The sequence below is a fragment of the Shimia aestuarii genome (assembly GCF_022814865.1).
Taxonomy (GTDB): domain Bacteria; phylum Pseudomonadota; class Alphaproteobacteria; order Rhodobacterales; family Rhodobacteraceae; genus Shimia; species Shimia aestuarii_A.
The window spans coordinates 34094-53720 of sequence record NZ_JAKVRD010000011.1 but is presented as its reverse complement, the minus strand read 5'-3'; the positions used below and the strand labels follow the sequence as shown (position 1 = coordinate 53720).

Annotated in this window: 20 protein-coding genes; 9 read left to right on the top strand and 11 right to left on the bottom strand. The window is 62.1% G+C overall.

What is annotated here, in order from left to right:
• Positions 1 to 61 precede the first annotated feature (61 nt).
• The 6 genes from dnaA to mutM form a co-directional block, all read right to left on the bottom strand.
• Positions 62 to 1435 carry a chromosomal replication initiator protein DnaA gene (dnaA, locus tag MK745_RS12210; RefSeq protein ID WP_243613581.1) on the bottom strand — a complete coding sequence of 458 codons (1374 nt, stop codon included), beginning with the start codon at positions 1433 to 1435 and terminating at the stop codon, positions 62 to 64.
• 527 nt (positions 1436 to 1962) lie between these two features.
• Positions 1963 to 2226: a 30S ribosomal protein S20 gene (rpsT, locus tag MK745_RS12205; RefSeq protein WP_243613580.1), complete on the bottom strand. Its 264-nt coding sequence runs from the start codon at positions 2224 to 2226 to the stop codon at positions 1963 to 1965.
• A 170-nt stretch (positions 2227 to 2396) separates the two neighbouring features.
• Positions 2397 to 3290 carry a glycosyltransferase gene (locus MK745_RS12200; protein WP_243613579.1) on the bottom strand — a complete coding sequence of 298 codons (894 nt, stop codon included), beginning with the start codon at positions 3288 to 3290 and terminating at the stop codon, positions 2397 to 2399.
• On the bottom strand, positions 3291 to 4214 hold the full coding sequence (locus tag MK745_RS12195) for a glycosyltransferase family 2 protein (protein ID WP_243613578.1): 924 nt from the start codon (positions 4212 to 4214) through the stop codon (positions 3291 to 3293).
• 249 nt (positions 4215 to 4463) lie between these two features.
• The gene (locus MK745_RS12190) at positions 4464 to 5240 is read right to left on the bottom strand and encodes an enoyl-CoA hydratase (RefSeq protein WP_243613577.1); all 777 of its coding nucleotides are present in this window, start codon (positions 5238 to 5240) and stop codon (positions 4464 to 4466) included.
• Positions 5241 to 5304: 64 nt separating this feature from the next.
• Entirely contained in the window at positions 5305 to 6156 is an 852-nt protein-coding gene (mutM, locus tag MK745_RS12185) for a bifunctional DNA-formamidopyrimidine glycosylase/DNA-(apurinic or apyrimidinic site) lyase (RefSeq protein WP_243613576.1), read from the bottom strand.
• Positions 6157 to 6279: 123 nt separating this feature from the next.
• On the opposite strand from mutM, the gene ubiE reads away from it, so the two are divergent.
• Together ubiE and ubiB are read left to right on the top strand one after the other, a co-directional pair.
• Positions 6280 to 7032 (top strand): bifunctional demethylmenaquinone methyltransferase/2-methoxy-6-polyprenyl-1,4-benzoquinol methylase UbiE, encoded by a 753-nt coding sequence (ubiE, locus tag MK745_RS12180; RefSeq protein WP_243613575.1) that lies wholly within the window; start codon positions 6280 to 6282, stop codon positions 7030 to 7032.
• On the top strand, positions 7029 to 8561 hold the full coding sequence (gene ubiB, locus MK745_RS12175) for a 2-polyprenylphenol 6-hydroxylase (RefSeq protein ID WP_243613574.1): 1533 nt from the start codon (positions 7029 to 7031) through the stop codon (positions 8559 to 8561). The genes ubiE and ubiB overlap by 4 nt, the downstream gene beginning before the upstream one ends.
• Positions 8562 to 8676: 115 nt before the next feature.
• On the opposite strand, the gene MK745_RS12170 is transcribed toward ubiB, so the two are convergent.
• Both MK745_RS12170 and nth read right to left on the bottom strand, forming a co-directional pair.
• Complete coding sequence (locus tag MK745_RS12170; RefSeq protein WP_243613573.1) at positions 8677 to 9660, bottom strand: adenosine kinase; 984 nt, start codon at positions 9658 to 9660, stop codon at positions 8677 to 8679.
• Positions 9657 to 10301 (bottom strand): endonuclease III, encoded by a 645-nt coding sequence (gene nth, locus MK745_RS12165; RefSeq protein WP_243613572.1) that lies wholly within the window; start codon positions 10299 to 10301, stop codon positions 9657 to 9659. Before nth ends, MK745_RS12170 begins: the two co-directional genes overlap by 4 nt.
• A gap of 132 nt (positions 10302 to 10433) precedes the next feature.
• On the opposite strand from nth, the gene MK745_RS12160 reads away from it, so the two are divergent.
• The 3 genes from MK745_RS12160 to MK745_RS12150 all read left to right on the top strand — a co-directional run bounded on the left by MK745_RS12160 (position 10434) and on the right by MK745_RS12150 (position 12714).
• Positions 10434 to 11282, top strand: coding sequence for a methylated-DNA--[protein]-cysteine S-methyltransferase (locus MK745_RS12160; RefSeq protein ID WP_243613571.1), 849 nt, complete (start codon positions 10434 to 10436; stop codon positions 11280 to 11282).
• A gap of 117 nt (positions 11283 to 11399) precedes the next feature.
• Positions 11400 to 12050 (top strand): OmpA family protein, encoded by a 651-nt coding sequence (locus tag MK745_RS12155; protein ID WP_243613570.1) that lies wholly within the window; start codon positions 11400 to 11402, stop codon positions 12048 to 12050.
• Between the two features lie 103 nt (positions 12051 to 12153).
• Positions 12154 to 12714, top strand: a complete 561-nt coding sequence (locus MK745_RS12150; protein ID WP_317275171.1) for an NADPH-dependent FMN reductase — start codon at positions 12154 to 12156, stop codon at positions 12712 to 12714.
• On the opposite strand, the gene MK745_RS12145 is transcribed toward MK745_RS12150, so the two are convergent.
• Positions 12711 to 13109, bottom strand: a complete 399-nt coding sequence (locus MK745_RS12145; RefSeq protein ID WP_243613568.1) for a VOC family protein — start codon at positions 13107 to 13109, stop codon at positions 12711 to 12713. The two genes, MK745_RS12150 and MK745_RS12145, sit on opposite strands and share 4 nt — an antisense overlap.
• A gap of 62 nt (positions 13110 to 13171) precedes the next feature.
• Here MK745_RS12145 and MK745_RS12140 point away from each other — a divergent pair, with 62 nt between their 5' ends.
• Complete coding sequence (locus tag MK745_RS12140; RefSeq protein ID WP_243613567.1) at positions 13172 to 13954, top strand: FAS1-like dehydratase domain-containing protein; 783 nt, start codon at positions 13172 to 13174, stop codon at positions 13952 to 13954.
• Between the two features lie 10 nt (positions 13955 to 13964).
• Here MK745_RS12140 and MK745_RS12135 read toward each other — a convergent pair whose 3' ends face one another.
• On the bottom strand, positions 13965 to 14999 hold the full coding sequence (locus MK745_RS12135; protein WP_243613566.1) for an NAD(P)/FAD-dependent oxidoreductase: 1035 nt from the start codon (positions 14997 to 14999) through the stop codon (positions 13965 to 13967).
• A gap of 57 nt (positions 15000 to 15056) precedes the next feature.
• Here MK745_RS12135 and mnmD point away from each other — a divergent pair, with 57 nt between their 5' ends.
• Positions 15057 to 15731, top strand: coding sequence for a tRNA (5-methylaminomethyl-2-thiouridine)(34)-methyltransferase MnmD (mnmD, locus tag MK745_RS12130; protein WP_243613565.1), 675 nt, complete (start codon positions 15057 to 15059; stop codon positions 15729 to 15731).
• A complete protein-coding gene (locus MK745_RS12125) occupies positions 15728 to 16594 on the top strand; it encodes a DMT family transporter (protein ID WP_243613564.1) in 867 nt (288 codons plus the stop codon). Before mnmD ends, MK745_RS12125 begins: the two co-directional genes overlap by 4 nt.
• 2 nt (positions 16595 to 16596) lie before the next feature.
• Here MK745_RS12125 and MK745_RS12120 read toward each other — a convergent pair whose 3' ends face one another.
• Positions 16597 to 18546, bottom strand: coding sequence for a lytic transglycosylase domain-containing protein (locus MK745_RS12120; RefSeq protein ID WP_243613563.1), 1950 nt, complete (start codon positions 18544 to 18546; stop codon positions 16597 to 16599).
• A 164-nt stretch (positions 18547 to 18710) separates the two neighbouring features.
• On the opposite strand from MK745_RS12120, the gene dapA reads away from it, so the two are divergent.
• Entirely contained in the window at positions 18711 to 19583 is an 873-nt protein-coding gene (dapA, locus tag MK745_RS12115) for a 4-hydroxy-tetrahydrodipicolinate synthase (protein WP_243613562.1), read from the top strand.
• The last annotated feature ends 44 nt before the right edge of the window (positions 19584 to 19627 follow it).

Below are 19627 nucleotides of genomic sequence, written 5' to 3'. Positions count from 1 at the left end.
AAACGGCGAAAGCCACGCCGTTTACGGGCGTGGCTTTCGCGTGTTTGTATCGGGGCGTTGCTCAGGCTTCGAGCGTCCGGCGCAGCATCTCGAGGTCTTCTGCAATCTGGCCGTCCTGCGTGCGCAGCTCTTCGATGCGCTTCACGCCGTGCATGACCGTTGTATGATCGCGCCCACCAAAGCGGCGGCCGATCTCGGGCAGAGAGCGCGAGGTCAGTTGCTTGCTCAGGTACATCGCGACCTGACGCGGGCGGGCCAACGTGCGAACGCGCTTGGGACCGATCATGTCGGACAGGCGGATATTGTAGTGCTCGGAGACCTGACGCTGGATCTCTTCGACGGTGATCTTGCGCTCGGAGGCCCGCAAGACATCAGACAGACAGTCCTGAGTCAGGTCCATGGTGATTTCACGGCCGACAAGCGAGGCGAAGGCGAAGAGACGGGTCAAAGCGCCTTCAAGCACACGCACGTTGGTCGAGATGCGATGGGCGAGGAATTCGAGCACGCCGTCCTGAAGCACGAGTTCGGGATACTGCGCGCGATATTGGTCGACTTTGGATTGCAGGATGCCGAGGCGGAGTTCGTAATCCGTCGGGTGCAGATCGACGACGAGGCCGCATTGCAGGCGCGATTTGATCCGGTCCTCAAGATCCTTGATCTCGCCCGGCGCGCGGTCGGCGGAGATGATGATCTGTTTGTTCTGATCCACGAGGGCGTTGAACGTGTGGAAGAATTCTTCCTGTGTCGAATCCTTGCCCGAGATGAATTGCACGTCATCCACCATGAGAACATCGACCGAGCGGAAAAGCTCTTTGAAGTCCATCATCTTGCGATCGCGCAGGGCCTGAACAAAGCGGTACATGAACTGTTCCGCAGAGAGGTAAAGCACGTTGAGATCCGGACGGCGCGATTGCAGCTCCCATGCGATTGCGTGCATGAGGTGCGTTTTACCAAGGCCTACACCGCCATAGAGAAAGAGCGGGTTGAACGTCACCGGACCGCCCTCGGCAACGCGGCGCGCGGCGGCGTTGGCAAGCTCGTTCGGTTTGCCGACCACGAAGGTCTCGAAGGTAAAGCGCGGATCGAGCGGTGCGCCCGGCAAATCCCCCCGCTTTGCGGCAGGTGCCGGTGTCTTGGAGTCTTCGGACGGAGCCGCGGAGGACACGACACGAGGGCCCGGACGCGCGGTCGAGTTGGCGGCGACGGTGAAATGGATGCGCTGAACCTGCTCGCCAAGGCTGGTCAGGCGATGCAGGATCAAATCCCCGAAATTCTGTGAGACGTAATTGCCGATGAAGTTGGTCGGAACATGGAACGTCGCGACGCCCTCGCTCACTTCGGCAAACTCAATCGGTGCGATCCATGTCTTGTAGTTGTTCTCGCCCACCGTCTTGAGAAGATCCTGTTGCAGTGCACCCCATTGTTCTTTCGTCATCTGTCCCCGTTCCCAGGCCTTAAGCCCTATATATACATGGGCCGCAGAAGCCCCGCGTGGTTGCCCACGATACCAGCAATTCCCGCGTGTCACGGTCTTGGGGCCTTCAACGTTTCAACCTGCACAGGCAAAGCCTTCTTGGCCCCGTCCATGTCCCCACATGGCGGGTAGGCTTAGCGTGCGCGCAGGTTGCGCTTGATGAAGAGAAGACAGACATGACGCCGATGGCGTCGCACAACAAGAACCTCTTGATCCGACTCGAAACTCCGAAGCAGGCATCGGTGCCGTATCGAATAGAGCGGTCTAAATCGACCGTTGTGTGAACCTGTCCCCCCAGGGCGAAGTGACTCGCAGGTCTGAAATTAGCAACTGGATTACGGCTCGGGCAACCGATCTTCGAACTTGACTCTGTGTTTTGTGGAAAAGAATCTCTCGCGCCCTGAAGATGCCTAAAAGATGCAAAAAAGGCGTCCCATGCAGGACGCCTTTTCTATCAACGAGTTGGCCGTAAAATCCGGCCGAACGCCTTAGCCGAGCGCTTTGACGCGCGCTGCGAGGCGCGAGATTTTACGCGACGCGGTGTTCTTGTGGTAAACGCCTTTGGAGACGCCACGCATCAGTTCGGGCTGAGCTGCGCGCAGAGCTGCGGTCGCTGCTTCTTTGTCGCCGGATGCGATGGCTTCTTCAACGCCGCGCAGGAAAGTACGGATGCGCGAGCGGCGAGCTTTGTTGACGGCGAAGCGGCGTTCGTTCTGACGCGCGCGTTTCTTTGCCTGGGGCGAATTTGCCATGAATCTAAGATCCTTGTCGTTTGTTCAGTTCGTTAAATGCGTGCCACGACCCGAACGGGATCTCTCCGTCTGGGGAGAATCGATTCAAGCCTGAGCGGGCTGCACGCGCATGTATGACGGCGGTCTATAGAGGTTTTTGCCAAGGATGCAAACAGGAAACTGTGGCGGTCCTAGTGGTCTGCATCACGGCTATAGAAGACATAGCGTTTGCCGAGACCGCTTAGAATCAGGCTGCGGGCGGTGGCAAAGTCCTTTCGGGCCTGAACAAGGTGCCAATAGCCGGTTGGGATGAGGAGCAGGTGATAGAGGCCGAAGGCAGTTTTTCGAGACGCGCGGGCCAAGATTCGTTGCCACATGCGCAGGGGCGAGACGCCACGGAAACGCATGGCGGCGACCGCGGTGGCGCCTTGGCGCAGGCCGTTGCGCACATAGCGGCTTGGATGAAGTCGACTTGGCGGCACGTGTTCATAGACGAGGGCCGCCTCGCAGTAGACAAACCGGGCACCTTTTGCGCGAATACGGCGGATCATCTCGTCATCCTCGCCACCGACGAGATTGCAATGATCGGAAAACCATTCTCCGCGCGGCGGTAGCGCGGCGGTCTCGATCAGGAGATTGTAGGTGCCGTAGTTGCCCGGTCCCTTGGCGAGATAATCGCCCTCATGAAGCCATTGCGGAATGGTGGCGTTCGGATCGGGCAGAGCCGGGCCACCGACGAGCTGGGCCTTTTGGCGTGTTGCGGTTTCAAGGAGCGCGGCGAGCCAGCCTGGCGCGGGCCATTCATCATCGTCGATAAAGGCAATATAGGCGTGCCCGCCAGATACAGCCATGTCGAGCGCTGCATTGCGGGACACCGAGATGCCCGGTGCGTCGATACGACGGTATTGTACGCCAAACTCGGCAGCGATCTCTTGCATCGATGCATGGCCATTGTCAGCGACGTAAATGACGATCTCGGGGCTGGTTGGATCGTTTTGCAGGGTTGCGAGCAAGTGGCGCAGATAGGCGGGTCTGTCACATGTGCTTAGGGCGACGCCGACGGATATGCGGGGGGGCGATTCCATTCAGGAGCGTGTCCGCTCACGGCCATAGAAGGCAAAGCTCTGTCCAAGCAGGGCCGGGAGAATCGCGGCGGCGGCGGAGAAATCCATGCCTGCGCGCACAAGGTGCCAGCGCGCGGTCGGAGAGAGGGCGATGTGATACAGCCCGAACCCGATCTTGCGCAGCATCTCGCGTAGGGACAGCAACACAGGGCGCAGTCTGCCCTTGTTTTGCAGGCGGGCGGCTTTGACGAAGGTGGTGCCTTCGCGCACACCGAGCGATAGGAAATAGCGGATCGTCTTGCGCCGTGCGGGCACATGTTCGTGCACCAGCGCATCAGGCGCATAGGCCAGCCGGGCGCCGGCCTTTTCCATCCGCGTAATGAATTCCCAATCCCCGCCGCCGCTATGGGCGAACTCATCCTTGAACCAGTCCGTCTCGGAGGGGGGCATGACGGCGGCGCTTAGCAGGATGTTATGGGTGCCGAACAAGAGGCCATAGCGGTCGAGCAGCGCGCCGTCGATGATCCAGCTTGGATCGTTCTGTTGCAGGTCGGCCTTGGACGGGCCAATGACGATATCGGCCTGCCCTGCAAGGCCGGGGGCGCTTAGGCTGGTGAGCCATTGCGGCGTTGGCCATTCGTCATCGTCGATGCAGGCGACAAAGGCATAGCCCGCATCAAAGGCGGCGCGCAGGACGGCGTTTCGGGCCGGTGAAACCCCGGATTGCGCGACGCGAAGATAGCGAATGTCGAACCGATCGCGGAACGGGTCGAGGGTCTTGGCGGCGCTGGCATTGCCGTTGTCGGCGACAAAGATCGTGACCTGCTGACCTTCGAAGCTGTGCGGCATATGCGACAGGAGTTTGTGCAGGTGGGCATGTCGATCACAGGTGCAAATCGCGACGCAGGTCGAGGACGGGGGGGTGCGATTTGGGGAAGGACTCATTGAGCGGTTCCGGCGACGACGATGACAGGACGGCCCGGCACGCGCCTGCATAGCGAGGTCGTTTCTTCCTTCTTACGAGTTTGAAAGCGCGAAAAACAAGGGTCTGTATCGCGTCGGTATCACGTCGGTATTGTGGTGGTGCGGGTTTTCGGTACCGGATCGGACCGAACCCGGAGGTTGCAAGGCCCTCCCGCCAACAAAAAGGGCAGGCCGAAGCCTGCCCTCATGATGGGATTGTCGCGCTTTGAGTTACTTGTCGCGGAATTGCGCGGTGCGCTTTTCCATGAAGGCGGCCATGCCTTCTTTCTGATCGTCGGTCGCGAACAGAGAATGGAAGAGGCGGCGCTCAAACAAGAGACCCTCGGCGAGCGTGGTCTCGTAGGAGCGGTTCACGGCTTCCTTGGCGGCGCGGGTCGCGATCATGGATTTCTCGGCGATCTTCTGGGCGGCGCCCATCGCTTCGTCCATCAGCTTTTTGGCGGGCACAACGCGGCTCACGAGACCTGCACGCTCGGCCTCTTCGGCGTCCATGAAGCGGCCGGTGAGGTTCATGTCCATCGCTTTGGATTTGCCAACAAGGCGGGTCAGGCGCTGGGTGCCGCCAATCCCGGCGATCACACCGAGATTGACCTCGGGCTGGCCGAACTTGGCCGTGTCGGAGGCGATGATGAAATCGCACGCCATGGCCAGTTCGCATCCACCGCCCAGCGCATAGCCGGAGACAGCGGCGATGATCGGCTTGCGGATCGCCACGATCCGATCATTGGTCGAGGCAAAGAGGTTCGAAACGTTCACCTCGGCGTAGGTCATCGAGGACATTTCCTTGATGTCCGCGCCAGCGGCGAAGGCCTTGTCCGACCCGGTCAGAACGATACAGCGCACCTTGTCATTCGCGTCTGCCTCTTCGAGCGCGGTCGCCAGTTCGGTAATGAGCTGTTGGTTGAGCGCGTTCAGAGCGTTCGGGCGGTTCAGTTTGATGAGGGCCACGTGGTCCTCAATTTCGACGATGATCGTCTCAAAAGCCATGAGTGAAGCTTTCCTTTGTTCCGGTCAGGGACGATTCCTTACCATTGTTGCTTCGTGGTTCAAGCTATCTTTGGCATTGCGGGCAGTAGAAGGACGACCGGCCCGATTGGGTGATTCGGGCGATCGTGCCGCCGCATCCCGACCGGTGACAGGGTGCGCCTTCGCGACCGTACACATCGAAACTATGCTGAAAATATCCAAGCTCTCCATCGGCTTGGCGGAAATCGCGCAGGGAAGAACCGCCCGCCTCGATGGCGTCCGAAAGCACCTCACGGATGATCGGGACGAGGGTGCGAATACGCTTTTCCGAGAGGTTCGCGGCCTTGCGACGTGGCGACACGCCGCCCCTGTAGAGGGTCTCGCAGACGTAGATATTGCCAAGACCGGCGACGATATGTTGATCCAGAAGGGCGGTTTTGATCGGCGTGCGCCGGTTCTTGAGTCGCTGGACGAGGTACTCTTCGTCGAATGCATTGCCGAGCGGCTCTGGCCCGAGCGACGCAAGAAGCGCGTGGGTGTCGGCCTCGGCGGTTGTCAGGAGATCCATCGCGCCGAAACGACGGGGATCGTTGAACGTCACCCGGGCGCCGTTCTCCATGTCAAAGATCACGTGGTCATGTTTCTCTTGCGCGGGGTGGTCATGGACGAATTGGCCCAAGGGATCGCCCGAAACCGTCATCCGCCCGGACATGCCGAGATGGATCAGGAGGGTTTCGCCCGTGTCGAGATCCGCGAGGATATACTTCGACCGTCGCCGCAGCATCAGCACCCGCGCCCCGGTCAGGCGCTCGGCCATGCGCTCCGGAAAGGGCCAGCGCAGATCGGGGCGATTGACCTGCGCCCGCGCAATCACCGCGCCTTCCATCGAAGGGGCAAGGCCGCGGCGGACGGTTTCAACTTCGGGCAGTTCGGGCATGAGGGCCTCGTGAGGATGAATTTCGAAAGGGTTTAGCGGCTTTTGAGCGCGCAGGGTAGAGCGGCGCATTGTATGCCTTTGTCCTGCGCTATATGTAGGGCGCGACAAAAGAAGGCGTCTGTCATGAGTGATCCCTCCTCCAACACAACCCATTTCGGTTTCGAGACTGTCCGCGAGGACGAGAAGGCAGGGCGCGTGCAGGGCGTGTTCGGCTCGGTGGCCTCGAAATATGACATCATGAACGATGTGATGAGCGTCGGGATTCACCGCGTCTGGAAAGACGCGATGATGGATTGGCTCGCGCCGCGCCCGGGGCAGAGGTTGCTCGATGTGGCGGGCGGCACGGGCGATATTTCCTTCCGCTTTCTCGACCGTGCGGGGACGGGCCATGCCACGGTGCTCGACCTCACGGAGCCGATGCTTGTCGAGGGGCGCAAACGCGCCGAAGCGGAGCAGATGGCCTCGAGCCTCGATTGGGTCGTGGGCGATGCGATGGCGCTCCCGTTCGAGGACAATACGTTTGATGTCTACACGATCTCCTTTGGCATTCGGAACGTGACGCGACCGCAGGAGGCTCTCAACGAGGCGTATCGCGTGCTGCGCCCCGGCGGACGGCTCATGGTGCTCGAGTTTAGCCAGATCCCCAATGACATGATGCAGAAGGCCTATGATCTCTACTCCTTCAACATCATCCCGCGCATGGGGCAGGCGATTGCCGGGGATCGCGACAGTTACCAATATCTCGTGGAGTCGATCCGCAAGTTCCCTGATCAGGAGACCTTCCTCGACATGGTGAAGGCGGCGGGCTTTGAGAACGCCAAGTATCGCAACCTCTCGATGGGGATCGCGGCGCTGCATTCGGGGTGGAAGATTTGAAGGGGCCGCATAATCTCTGGCGATTGATCCGGACGGGCGCAACGCTCGAGCGCACAGGCGCGATGCGCGCCGTCCTTGATGCGTTCGAAGCGCCCAAGTTGATCCGTATCGCGGCGCGCGCATTGGTCTGGCCGTTTCGTTGGCTCGGGATCAAGGGCGACCCGGCCATGCCGCCGATCACCCGCGCGCTGACGGCGCTTGGCCCGGCCTATATCAAGTTCGGTCAGGTGCTCTCGACACGGCCCGATGTGGTTGGCACGGAGCTTGCGACGCAGCTGCGCGTGCTGCAGGATCGCCTGCCGCCCTTCCCGGTTGCCACAGCCAAGCGCGCCGTCGAGGATGAGCTTGGCCGCCCAGTCGACGAGGTGTTCTCGGCGTTTTCCGAACCGGTTGCCGCCGCCTCCATCGCGCAGGTGCATAAGGCGCAGCTTGCCGAGACCGGCGAAGAGGTCGCGGTCAAGGTTCTGCGTCCGGGGATCGAGCGCGCCTTTCGTAAGGATGTCGATGCGTTTTATTTCGCGGCGGATGTGATCGAGTTTCTCTCTCCCGCCTCGCGCCGCTTGCGCCCTCGCGACGTGATCGAACATTTCGACGGGGTGGTGACGGGCGAGTTGGACTTGCGCCTCGAAAGCGCGAGTGCGAGCGAGTTCTCCGACAATACCGCCGGCGATCCCGGCTTTCAGGTGCCCCGGATTCAATGGGATCTTTCGGGCCGTCGGGTGATGACCATGAGCTGGGCCGAGGGCGTGTCGCTTGGTGACAACGCGGCGCTCGATGCAGCTGGGCATGACCGGCACGCCCTTGGGAGCCGTGTTCTGTCGCTCTTCCTGCGCCACGCGCTGCGCGACGGGTTCTTCCACGCCGACATGCACCAGGGCAATCTCAAGGTCGCGGCGAATGGCGATATCATCGCTTATGATTTCGGGATTATGGGCTATATCGACGAATATACACGCCGGGTCTATGCCGAGATCCTGTTCGGCTTTATCCAGCGTGATTACCAACGCGTTGCTGAGGTGCATTTCGAGGCGGGTTATGTCCCGGCGGATCGCGACGTGGATGCCTTTGCCCGTGCCCTGCGCGCCGTGGGCGAGCCGATCTTCGGCATGGATGCCACGCGGATTTCCATGGGGCGGCTGCTCTCCTACCTGTTCGAGGTGACAGAACGCTTTGGCATGGAAACCCGCACCGAGCTGATCCTCCTGCAACGCACGATGGTCGTGGTCGAAGGCGTGGCACGCTCGCTCGATCCGAGCCTCAACATCTGGGATGTCGCCAAGCCCGAGGTCGAGGCGTACATCAAGAAGAGCCTCGGCCCGCGCGCCCTTGCGCGCGATCTCCTGAAGACAGGAAGGGTCTTGGCCCGGTTCGGTCCGCGCCTTCCGGATCTCGTCGAATCCGCGCTCATCGCACAGGCGAGCCCGCCGCAGGATGAAAAGCGCCGCCTCTGGCCATGGATCACGCTTGGCGCGGCAGGGGGTGTTGCGGCCTCGGGGGTTGCGGTGGCGGTTGCGCTCTTGCTCCTTTGATCTTCCCCTTTGTGAAAATACTCCGGAGCGCGAGGCAGCGCCTCGCATCGGCAGGCCCCATTAGGGCCTGCTAAACCTGTGCGCGCCCTAGGGCGCGCTCCGCTTGAGACCAGCGTTAGACGAGGCCCTCGGCCTTGAACATCTCGAGCAGGTCCGCCTCGGGCCGCGCACCGTAATGCGAGATCACCTCGGCGGCGCAGAGACAGCCCATGCGCCCGGCAACCTCGAGGGTCTTCCCCGTGGCCACCCCATAGAGAAACCCGGCAGCGAATTGATCGCCTGCGCCGGTGGCATCGACCGGGGTGATCTCTGTCACAGGCACCACGGCCTCTTTGTCGCCCTGCACGAGGACAACATCGTGACCCGAGCGCGTGCAGACGACGATACCCACCTCGGCCGCCGCCTGTTCCAGCGCGCTGGAGAGGTCGGTTTCATAGAGCGACTGCCATTCATGTTCGTTGCCGATCACGAAATCGAGCTCTTTCACGAGGCGGCGGAAATCGGCGCGGTGACGCTCGACACAGAACGGATCGGAGAGGGCGATGCCGGCCTTGCCGCCGCCTGCGCGACAGGCGCGGGCCGCGGCCTCGAAGGCATCCTTGCCCTTGGGCTTGTCGTAGAGATAGCCCTCGAGGAACAGGAGGTCGGCTTGGCCCGCCACATCGTCCGGCACATCCTCGGGGCCAAGTTCGGCGGAGATGCCGAGATAGGTATTCATCGACCGCTCGCCATCGGGCGAGACAAAGATCATCGAGCGCGAAGTCGGCAGTTCGCCGCCCGGCACCGGCGGATTGACGAACACGGTGCCGTCCTCGGCCATGCCGTCGGCGTAAAACCGGCCAAGCTCATCGTCATGCACGCGGCCGATAAAACCGGTGGAGAGGCCAAGGCTGCCAAGCCCCGCGATGGTATTGGCGACAGAGCCGCCGGGCGATTGCGTGCGGTTGGTCATCGCGTCATAGAGCATCTCGCCGCGCTCCTGCTCGATGAGCTGCATGACCCCTTTTTGAATGCCGTTGCGGCTTAGGAAGGCGTCATCGGATTGCGAGATGACATCGACAACGGCGTTGCCGATGCCGACAACCTGGTACTTGCTCATAGGGTTTTTTCCTCGAATAGGCAGAGATCGCGGATGAGGCAGGTGCTGCACAACGGTTTGCGCGCCTTACAGACATAGCGCCCGTGCAGGATCATCCAGTGATGGGCGTGGAGTTGGAAATCCACCGGAATATGGTCTTCGATGGCGCGCTCGACGGCGACGACATCCTTACCGGGGCAGACGCCGGAGCGGTTGCCAAAGCGAAAGATGTGGGTATCGACAGCCTGGGCCGGATAACGCCACCACATGTTGAGCACGACATTGGCCGTCTTGCGGCCAACACCCGGAAGCCCTTCGAGCGCGGCGCGAGAACAGGGCACCTCGCCATCATACTGCTCGACAAGGATGCGCGAGAGCTTGATGACGTTCTTGGCCTTGTTGCGGTAAAGGCCGATGGTCTTGATATGTTCGATCAGTTGCTCTTCGCCAAGGTCGAGCATCTTCTGCGGTGTGTCGGCAATCTTGAAGAGGTCCTTGGTCGCCTTGTTGACGCCCGCATCGGTCGCCTGCGCCGAAAGCGCCACGGCCACGACGAGCGTATAGGCGTTGACGTGGTCGAGTTCTCCCTTGGGTTCCTGCTCGGCGGCTTGGAAGCGGGTAAAGATCTCGCGGATCGTGTGGTAATCAAGTTGCTTGGCCATGCGCACTTACATGCACGGGGCGACACGGGCGCACAAGCCCCGCAATGCCGCAGCTTTGCGCAATATTCGGGTCGAACCGTCGGGGGGAGGCGCGTATTGTCGATAGACACATGCCAGCAAGAGGACCGGACCATGAGCGACATGGAGCAGGGCTATCATTTCAATGTCATGCGCCGCGCGATCGAGAGTATCGATGCAGGTGACGAGGCGAAATCGCTCGAGGATCTTGCAGGGGAAATGGGGATGAGCCCGGCGCATTTCCAACGGCTCTTTACCAAATGGGCCGGGGTATCGCCGAAGCGGTTTCAGCAATACCTAACGCTTGGCCACGCCAAGGCGCTTTTGCATGATCATTTCACCACGCTCGACACGTCAAACGCCGTGGGGCTTTCGGGGTCGGGGCGGTTGCATGATCTGTTTTTGCGCTGGGAGGCGATGAGTCCGGGCGAGTTCGCGCGCAAGGGCGCGGGGCTCGTGATCTACTGGGGCTGGTTCCCGAGCCCGTTTGGCCTGTCGCTTGTTATGGGTACGGAGAAGGGCATTTGCGGTATCGGCTTTGCCGCCGAGATGGGCGAGGCCGAAGCAATGCAGGATCTGACGTCACGCTGGCCGGAGGCCGCATTCGTCGAGGCGCCGGAGCGGCTTCGGCCTTGGGTTGAGAGCGCCTATGCGGGTAAGGCTGGTGCGGAGGGCAAGACGCCGCTGCACATGATCGGCTCGCCGTTGCAGATCAAGGTCTGGGAGGCGCTCATGCGGATTCCCTCGGGCGAGGTCACGACCTATTCGGAAATCGCCCGGGCGATCGGCAAGCCCGCAGCGGTGCGCGCGGTTGGCACGGCGGTCGGGCGCAACCCGGTGAGCTGGCTCATCCCGTGCCACCGGGCGATGCGCAAGTCCGGCGGCTTGGGCGGCTATCACTGGGGCCTGCCGGTCAAGCGCGCGCTGCTCGCCTATGAGACCGCGCAGGCCGAGGCGGGGTAGGGTAGGCACCTTCCTGCCGACCAGTTCAGGCTTGCCTCTTGGGAGTTGGCGGGGATTTGCTTATATTGGGCCAAAACCACCGCAATGGTGGGCAAAACGAGCATATGAGGCCCTGTCATGAAGAAATCCATCCTGTCGATTTGTGCGCTGTCGCTTGCCGGTGTCACAGCCTGTACCGATCCGGCCTATGTGACCGGGGATGGCGAGGCGCGGGACGAATACCGCCAAGCCAAGCAGGGCGCGATCTTTGGCGGCATCCTTGGTGCCGGGATAGCGGCTGTCACCGATAGCAACGTCGCGGTGGGTGCGGCGGTTGGTGCCGGGGCCGGGGCGCTTGTCGGGAGTGCGCTCGACAAGCAGGAAGCGGAGCTGCGCGAAGACCTTGATGACGATGTGCAGATTGAGAACACGGGCGACCGCCTGATCGTGACCCTGCCGCAGGATATCCTTTTTGCCTCGGACAGCTACGCGGTGCAGCCGGGTCTGACAGATGACCTTCGCGTGGTGGCGCAGAGCCTGCAGAAATATCCGAACTCTATCGTGCAGGTCATTGGCCATACCGACAACACCGCTTCGGCCGAGTATAACCAGAACCTCTCGGAGCTTCGTGCCGAGGCGGTGGCGGACAAGCTCATGGATGCGGGCGTTGCCTTTGACCGGATCGAGACGATCGGGCGCGGCGAGAGCGATCCGGTGGCGTCGAACCTTTCGGAAGCAGGCAAGGCGCAGAATCGTCGGGTCGAGATCGTGATCCTGCCTCAGGGCTAATCTGCATATTTGCACAGGCACCCCTCATTTTGCGCAGTTGTGTTCGCAGGGCGGGGGTCTATTTTGGTATCAAAGCTAGGACACGCAGATCAGGATGACCAAAATGACCAAGATTGTTGGCCTCTCAGGGGCGCTTCGCAAAAGCTCGACCAACCGCAAACTCCTGCGCGAGGCGGTGCGGATTTACGGCGACGTGGACTTCGTCGAAGCGGACCTCGCGCTGCCGCTCTATGACGGGGATCTCGAGGACGCAGAGGGGTTGCCCGAAAGCGTGAAGACTCTTGTTGCCGAGATCGCTTCGGCGGATGCGGTGCTCATTTCGACACCGGAATATAACGGCGGTATTCCCGGCGTGCTCAAGAACGCGCTCGATTGGATCAGCCGTTCGGATGTGAAGCCTTGGGCGGGCAAGCCGGTTGCCATCATGAGTGCCGCTGCGGGCCGGGCCGGGGGGGCACGCGCGCTTCACAACCTGCGCCTTGCCATGGCACCATTCCCGGCGCGGATTGTGCATGGACCGGAGATCATGGTCGCGGCCGCGATGGATCAGTTCAATGGCGAGGGCCGTATTGCGGACAACTATGAGGTGCTTCTCAAGCCGCTCATGGAGAACCTGCGCGATGAGGTGCACCGCAACGCGGTTGCCAAGGCGACAGCCGCCTAAGTCACGTTGCTGATCTCGATGAGATTGCCGTCGGGATCACGAATATAGATCGACAGGATCGGCCCGGTTGCACCTGTGCGTGTGATCGGGCCGTCTGCTATCGGGATGTCCTTGGCTGCGAGGTGGTCTTGCCACTCGGAAACCGGCGTCTTGGAGAGGAAACAGAGATCGGCCGAGCCGGGCGTCGGAAAGGCGGCTTTGGGGTCGAATTCCGCCCCGGCCCTATGCAGGTTGATTTTCTGTGCCCCAAAGGAAAGAGCCCAGCGCGTACTGCCATCGGCGGGGGAAAAGCGCGTTGCGGTCATGCCAAGCACGTCTTCGTAGAACCGGCAAGTGGCCGGGATATCCGCAACGGTCAGGACGAGGTGATCAAGGGAGGCGAGAGAGGGTGTCATCCGGTCTTGTGCCTCCTGTGGGGCTGACTTAGCGTCTGGCCATGCACAATGCCGAGACTTCAATGCACCGTCAAACCGATCCCATGGATCCCGCCCGCGCGGCGGCCTGCCTGACCTCGCTCGACCTGCCCGCAGAGGTGGAGGCGGGCGACGCCCTGCCACCGTTTTTTCACTATCTCTATTTCTGGGATGCACAGCCGCCCGGCGCGCTTGGCCGGGATGGGCATCCGAAGGTTGGCGGGATCATCCCCGACATGGGATTGCCGCGCCGCATGTGGGCGGGCGGGCAGCTTGAGTTTCACGCGCCGCTGAAGGCCGGGATCGAGGCGGTGAAAACGACCACGGTTGCCTCGGCAGAGCATAAGGAAGGGCGCACAGGGCCGCTTGGATTCGTCAAACTACGTCATGATGTGGAGCAGGCGGGCGCGCTTTGCGTGACCGAGTTCCAAGACCTTGTATATCGCGAAGACCCGATGCCCGGCGCGCCAAAGCCCGTGCCACCCAAGGCGCGGAGAGACGAGATCCATGTTGAGGAGAGAGGGTTCGATTCGACCCTGTTGTTCCGCTACTCGGCGCTCACCTTCAACGGCCATCGCATCCACTATGACCTCGACTATGCGCGCGATGTCGAAGGCTATGAGGGGCTGGTGGTGCATGGGCCGCTCTTGGCGCAGCTTTTGATGCTCATGGCCGAAAAGCGGCTTGGCGGGCTGCGGCGGTTCTCTTTCCGTGCGACCGCGCCGGTCATGCATTTCGAGAAGGCCGAATTCTGTTGGGGCGATGACAATGCGGCCTGGGTCCGGGGGCCGGATGGGCGGCAGTGCATGATCGCCGAGGCGGGTTAGGGTCCTGACCCTAGAGCGACGCCTCGGGTTTGAAGGGCTCGGGGATATTGTCCTCTCCGTCGAGGATCAGGTCGGCCATGACCTCTCCGACTTTGGGGGCCATGCCAAAGCCGATCTTGAAGCCGCCATTGGCGATGAACTGACCCGGTTTGGTCGGGTGCGCCCCAAGCATCGGCGCACGACTCTTGGCGCGGGGGCGGACCCCGGCCCAACGCTCGATGACTTCGGCCCCTTCGAGGGCAGGCACGGCGGCGAAGGCGCGGGCGATCACCTCATCGAGTAGCGCGTCGGTCGTGTCCGGTGCGTCGAAGTCGCGCTCGGAGGTGGAGCCGATGGCGACGGTGCCATCCACATGCGGGATGATATGCACGGCGTCGGCGTAGAGTTGTGGTGCGTCAGGGCGCGAGAGGCGCAGAAGGGCGGATTGCCCTTTGACACCATTGCCGACCATGCGGCCCATCTCCTCGGAAAGATCGACCAACCCGCGCCAGCCGGTCGCCCAGACCACTTTTCCATTTTCAGGTGCGTTAGAGACGATTTCAGTGTCTTTCGCCCGCAGCGCCGCCGCCAGAGCGGTGCAGGCCATACGCGGGCTCATGCGGGCGGATAGCGTGTCGTGGATGAGGTAGCCTGTCGGCGTCAGGGGTGCCCAATCACCGGCTTCCGCAGCCTCGATCACGCGCCATGCCGCCTTGCCGCGCCATAGCTCTCGGGCGGTCTCTTCGCGGGCGCGGGCCAGCTCGAGGCCACGCGCGTTCATGACTGGCTGAAGCCGCCCAACGCGGCCGTAGCCCGAGTGCTGGCCGCTCACGTCTTCGATCTCGGACCAGTAGTCTTCGGCCATGATGAGGCTTTGAAACTGAAACTCTTTCTTGTCGTTCCAGTTCTCGGGCGTGTGCGGAGAAAGCGCGCCGACCGTGCCACCGGACGAGCCGGAGCCGAGGCCATAGGGGTCCACCACGCGTACCGAGGCGCCGCGTTTGACACAGGACCACGCGACCGAGAGGCCAAACGCCCCGGCGCCCATTACGGTCACATCCACCATTGCCAAACCCCTCGCCTTGGACCAATGCTCATCGCGGACGGTTTAAGGCATCCCGACATGAGCGACCAGAGAGCAAATCTGGAATGGCGCGATGGCGCTATCCCTGTATCGACGCGGTTTGACGACCCGTATTTCAGCCTCGACAACGGGCTTGCGGAAACGCGGCATGTGTTTCTTCAGGGCAATGATCTGCCGGAACGGTTCGTGCCGGGATTTCATATTGCAGAATTGGGCTTTGGCACGGGGCTGAACTTTCTGACCACTTGGGCGGCTTGGGAGGGTGCGGGCGTTGACGGGCCGCTTCGGTTCACGAGTTTCGAGGGCTTTCCGATGAGCGCCGATGAGATGGCGCGCGCGCTGGAGGCCTTTCCCGAGCTTGCGCCCTATGCCGCGCGCCTCGTGTCTGCGTGGGGGGAGGACCCGACGCTTGCCACGCTTGAGGGCGTCGAGGCACGGGTGGTGATCGGGGATGCGCGCGAAACGCTGGCAAGACAGGATTTTGTCGCGGATGCATGGTTTCTTGACGGGTTTTCCCCGGCCAAGAACCCGGAACTCTGGGACGCTGACCTCATGGCAGAGGTGGGGCGACATACCAAATCGGGCGGCAGCGCGGCGACCTATACGGCGGCGGGGTTTGTGCGGCGCGGGCTCGACGCGGCGGGGTTCGATGTCACGCGCGTTCCCGGCTTTGGTCGCAAGCGCCATATGAGCGTTGCGAGGAAACGCGGATGAGCGGCACGAACAACCGCCTCGGCATCCTGTTGATGTGCCTGACGACCTTTGTCTTTGCGATGCAGGACGGCATCTCGCGCTATATGGCGAGCGAGTATAACGCCTATCTCGTGGTGATGATCCGCTATTGGTTCTTTGCCGCCTTTGTCGTTGCGCTTTCGGCGCGGCGTCCGGGGGGATTGAGGAAGGCGGTAAAGACCAAGCATCTCTGGCTTCAGGTGTTTCGCGGTGCGCTACTGGCGGCGGAGATCGTCGTCACGGTGGTGTCTTTCACGCTTCTGGGTCTTACCGAGACCCATGCGATCTTTATCTGTTACCCGCTGATGATTGCCGCGCTTTCGGGGCCGATCCTTGGCGAAAGTGTCGGCTGGCGGCGTTGGGCGGCGATCGGGGTCGGGCTTATCGGGGTGCTGATTATCCTGCAGCCCGGTTATGGCGTCTTTTCGCCCGCGGCCATCGTGCCCATCGTCGGCGCGCTCATGTTTGCGGTGTATGGTCTAGCGACGCGCTATGTCGCGACGGATGACGGCTCGGCTGTGAGCTTTTTCTATACGGGCACCGTCGGTATGGTCTGCATGACCGCCGTGGGCGTGTTCTTTTGGGAGCCGATCATCGGCACGGATTGGTATTGGATGATCACGCTCTGTATTACCGGGGTGCTTGGGCATTGGCTCTTGATCAAGACCTATGACCATGCCGAGGCCAGCGCGGTGCAGCCCTTTGCCTATCTGCAACTGCCCTTTGCTTCGGCGCTCGGCATTTTTGCCTTTGGCGAGACGCTGCGCACCAACGTGGCCATCGGCGCGGCGATCATCGTGGCGGCAGGGCTATTCACCCTCTGGCGGGAGCGGCAGGCGAAGTAGGGCTACCGGGTGGCGCGGATGGTGCTTCCGACGAGTTCCTGGCTGAACGGCACGGGATGGGGGTTGCGCCCCAAACGCGCGCGGTAGACCGGCAGACTCTCGGCGACGCGCATGACGTAGTTGCGGGTTTCCGAGAAGGGGATGTGTTCAATCCAGTCGATTATGTCGACGCCGCGTCGGCGGGGATCGCCACGTTCACGCATCCAGCGTTCCGGACGGCTTGGTCCGGCGTTGTAGCCCGCAGAGATCAGGATCACGTTGCCATCGAATTCCCGCGCCAGCCCGGCGAGATAGGACGTGCCGAGGGTCACGTTGTACTCTGGGTTCGATGTCAGCCACGCGTGGCTATAGGGCTGGCCAATGGCGGCGGCGACCTGTCGTGCGGTGCCGGGCATCACCTGCATCAACCCGCGCGCCCCTGCGCCACTGACAACGGAGGGGTCGAATTCGCTCTCACGGCGGGCGATGGCGAGGGCCATTTCCGGCGGCACGGGAAGGCGGGCGTTCACCAGCGGGTGTAGCGCATAGTAGGGCCCCGGAAGGACGATGCCACGCTGGGCCATCTTCTTGCCAAGCATGACGGCAACGTGCGGTGCGCCGAGCTCTTGCGCCATGGTGCCCATCTGGCCAAGCGTTTCGCGGTCCTGTGTCTCGGAAAGGTGGAGCCAGAACCGCTCTGCCAGAGCAAGCTCGCCCCCCTCAAGGAGCAGGCGCGCGGCCTCATGGACCGAGCTTTGGGTGAAGGCGGCGGTTTTCCAATCGGGGAAAACCTCGTCTCCGCGCAGATCGCTGCTTGGGGGCATGCCGGCCTTCTCGGCGGCGAGGAGGCCGTAAAAGCTCGTTTGGTGCTCACCGCCTTCGCGGTAGGCGCGCTGGGCCGCTTCGGCGTCGCCCATCGCCTCATAGGCGCGGCCAAGCCAATACCCCGCGCGTCCAAGCGAGATCGGGGTTTCGACGGACTGTTTGAAGCGGACGAAATGTTGGGCCGCGACGCCGGGCTTGTTGAGGAAGCGCAGGGCGATATAGCCCGCGATCCACTCGCAATCGGAATAGGCATAGCCCACGTCCGGCGAAAGCCCATGCGTTGCGGCGATGCGATAGGCCGTGCCATAGGCACCGTCGCGCATCTTTTCGCGGGCGAGGCCTCGGCGGCGTCCGGCCCATTCCTCAGCACGGCCAAGTTTCCCGGCTTCGCTTTCGGACAAAAGAAGCTCGATGGCTGAGGCGTCGCGGTTCTTGCGCGCGCGCCACAGGAAGCGTTCGTAGTTCAGCCCCGGATGATCGCGCAGATTCGCGGGGACGGCGGCGATCAGATCATCAACGCCATTGACCTGCTGGCGCAGGCCGAGCCGCGCCTTGGCGAGGCGTTTCCAGCCGTCATTCACCAGCGGCATCATGCGACTGGTGTTGTTCTCCCAGCCTTGCCAGAGGACGAAATCCATCCGGTCCTCATGATGGGCGCGCAAGAGGCGGCCATAGCGATCGAGAAAGGCATCATGTGCACCGGGTCCGACGGCCATGCTTGTCCAGGCCTTGATGACAAGCGCCTTGGCCTCGTCTTCGCGGTTCTGTCGCTCAAGGAGACGCGCCTGCAAGAGCACGCCCTCGGCGGTCTGGGCCGGGCCATAGGCAAAGAGCGCGGCGAGGTCATTGGTACTTGCCGAGGCGAAAGCGTCTTCCGATTTCTCGCGCAAATAAGGAAGCCCGGGCCAGCTCGGACGGCGGGCAAGGAAGGCGAGCACCTCTTTCGGGCGGCCTTGTCCGGTGCGCAGGCGGTGCCATTCGACGATGTCACGCGCGACCGGTCCAGCGCCCTTCACTTCTTCGGCTGCGGCGGGCCAATCTCTGGCGCGTACAGCGTCGAGCGCGCGCGCAATCGGGGTCTCGGCGCTGAGCGCAACGGGGATTGCGGTCAGGAAGGTCACGAAAACAACGGGAAGAAGGCGCAACATGTCTTGCATTTTCCAATGTGACAAAGGATAGAACCGAACCATAAATCTGCGCGGGTCGTGCCACAAATCACAAACTTGGCAAGACCACCCCCCTAGGGGTAGGGTCCGCGCGGTTTGAAATCAACCGGGCGTTTCGCCAGTACACCGCAGAAAAGGAGCGTGTCATGTTCAAAGGGTCTATTCCCGCACTCGTCACGCCGTTCACGAACGGCGAGCTGGATATTGAGACGCTCAAGAAACTCGTGGAATGGCATATCGGCGAAGGCACGAGCGGATTCGTGCCGGTCGGCACCACTGGCGAGAGCCCGACGCTCACGCACCGCGAGCACGAGCAGGTGGTCGAGGAAGTCGTGCGCGCCGCAGCGGGCCGGGTGCCGGTCATTGCCGGGGCAGGATCGAACAACACGCTTGAGTCGATCCGCCTTGCTCAACACGCGGAAAAGGTTGGTGCGGACGCGATTCTTGTCGTGACGCCCTATTACAACAAGCCGACGCAGCAGGGCCTCATCGCGCATTTCACCGCGGTGCATGATTGCTGTGAACTGCCGATCATCATTTACAACATCCCCGGCCGGTCGGTCATTGACATGAGCCCCGAGACGATGGGCAAGCTTGCCGAGCTGCCGCGCATTGTCGGCGTCAAGGATGCGACGGGCGATCTTGCCCGCGTGCCGCAACAGCGGATCACCTGTGGCAAAGATTTCATCCAGCTTTCGGGCGAGGATGCGACTGCGCTTGGCTTTAACGCGCATGGCGGTGTGGGCTGTATTTCTGTGACCGCGAATGTTGCGCCGCGCCTCTGTGCCGAGTTCCAGGCGGCGACGCTTGCGGGTGACTACGCCAAGGCGCTTGAGTACCAGGACCGCCTGATGCCGCTTCATATCGCGATCTTCGCCGAGCCGGGGCTTGTCGGGGCGAAATACGCCATGTCGAAGCTTGGTCTTTGCAACGAGGAAGTGCGCCTTCCGCTTGTCGGGCTTTCCGACAAGGTGCGCGCACAGGTCGATGCCGCGATGGCGCATGCCGGCCTGATCTGAGGATCGCCGAAATCGAAGAAAAAAGCCGCGTCCCTAAGGGGCGC

What these genes read in the sequence shown, in the direction of transcription:
- dnaA (WP_243613581.1), bottom strand. Translation starts at nt 1,435, where the DNA reads ATGACGAAAGAACAATGGGGTGCACTGCAACAGGATCTTCTCAAGACG.
- rpsT (WP_243613580.1), bottom strand. Translation starts at nt 2,226, where the DNA reads ATGGCAAATTCGCCCCAGGCAAAGAAACGCGCGCGTCAGAACGAACGC.
- MK745_RS12200 (WP_243613579.1), bottom strand. Translation starts at nt 3,290, where the DNA reads ATGGAATCGCCCCCCCGCATATCCGTCGGCGTCGCCCTAAGCACATGT.
- MK745_RS12195 (WP_243613578.1), bottom strand. Translation starts at nt 4,214, where the DNA reads ATGAGTCCTTCCCCAAATCGCACCCCCCCGTCCTCGACCTGCGTCGCG.
- MK745_RS12190 (WP_243613577.1), bottom strand. Translation starts at nt 5,240, where the DNA reads ATGGCTTTTGAGACGATCATCGTCGAAATTGAGGACCACGTGGCCCTC.
- mutM (WP_243613576.1), bottom strand. Translation starts at nt 6,156, where the DNA reads ATGCCCGAACTGCCCGAAGTTGAAACCGTCCGCCGCGGCCTTGCCCCT.
- ubiE (WP_243613575.1), top strand. Translation starts at nt 6,280, where the DNA reads ATGAGTGATCCCTCCTCCAACACAACCCATTTCGGTTTCGAGACTGTC.
- MK745_RS12170 (WP_243613573.1), bottom strand. Translation starts at nt 9,660, where the DNA reads ATGAGCAAGTACCAGGTTGTCGGCATCGGCAACGCCGTTGTCGATGTC.
- nth (WP_243613572.1), bottom strand. Translation starts at nt 10,301, where the DNA reads ATGGCCAAGCAACTTGATTACCACACGATCCGCGAGATCTTTACCCGC.
- MK745_RS12160 (WP_243613571.1), top strand. Translation starts at nt 10,434, where the DNA reads ATGAGCGACATGGAGCAGGGCTATCATTTCAATGTCATGCGCCGCGCG.
- MK745_RS12155 (WP_243613570.1), top strand. Translation starts at nt 11,400, where the DNA reads ATGAAGAAATCCATCCTGTCGATTTGTGCGCTGTCGCTTGCCGGTGTC.
- MK745_RS12150 (WP_317275171.1), top strand. Translation starts at nt 12,154, where the DNA reads ATGACCAAGATTGTTGGCCTCTCAGGGGCGCTTCGCAAAAGCTCGACC.
- MK745_RS12145 (WP_243613568.1), bottom strand. Translation starts at nt 13,109, where the DNA reads ATGACACCCTCTCTCGCCTCCCTTGATCACCTCGTCCTGACCGTTGCG.
- MK745_RS12140 (WP_243613567.1), top strand. Translation starts at nt 13,172, where the DNA reads ATGCACCGTCAAACCGATCCCATGGATCCCGCCCGCGCGGCGGCCTGC.
- MK745_RS12135 (WP_243613566.1), bottom strand. Translation starts at nt 14,999, where the DNA reads ATGGTGGATGTGACCGTAATGGGCGCCGGGGCGTTTGGCCTCTCGGTC.
- mnmD (WP_243613565.1), top strand. Translation starts at nt 15,057, where the DNA reads ATGAGCGACCAGAGAGCAAATCTGGAATGGCGCGATGGCGCTATCCCT.
- MK745_RS12125 (WP_243613564.1), top strand. Translation starts at nt 15,728, where the DNA reads ATGAGCGGCACGAACAACCGCCTCGGCATCCTGTTGATGTGCCTGACG.
- MK745_RS12120 (WP_243613563.1), bottom strand. Translation starts at nt 18,546, where the DNA reads ATGTTGCGCCTTCTTCCCGTTGTTTTCGTGACCTTCCTGACCGCAATC.
- dapA (WP_243613562.1), top strand. Translation starts at nt 18,711, where the DNA reads ATGTTCAAAGGGTCTATTCCCGCACTCGTCACGCCGTTCACGAACGGC.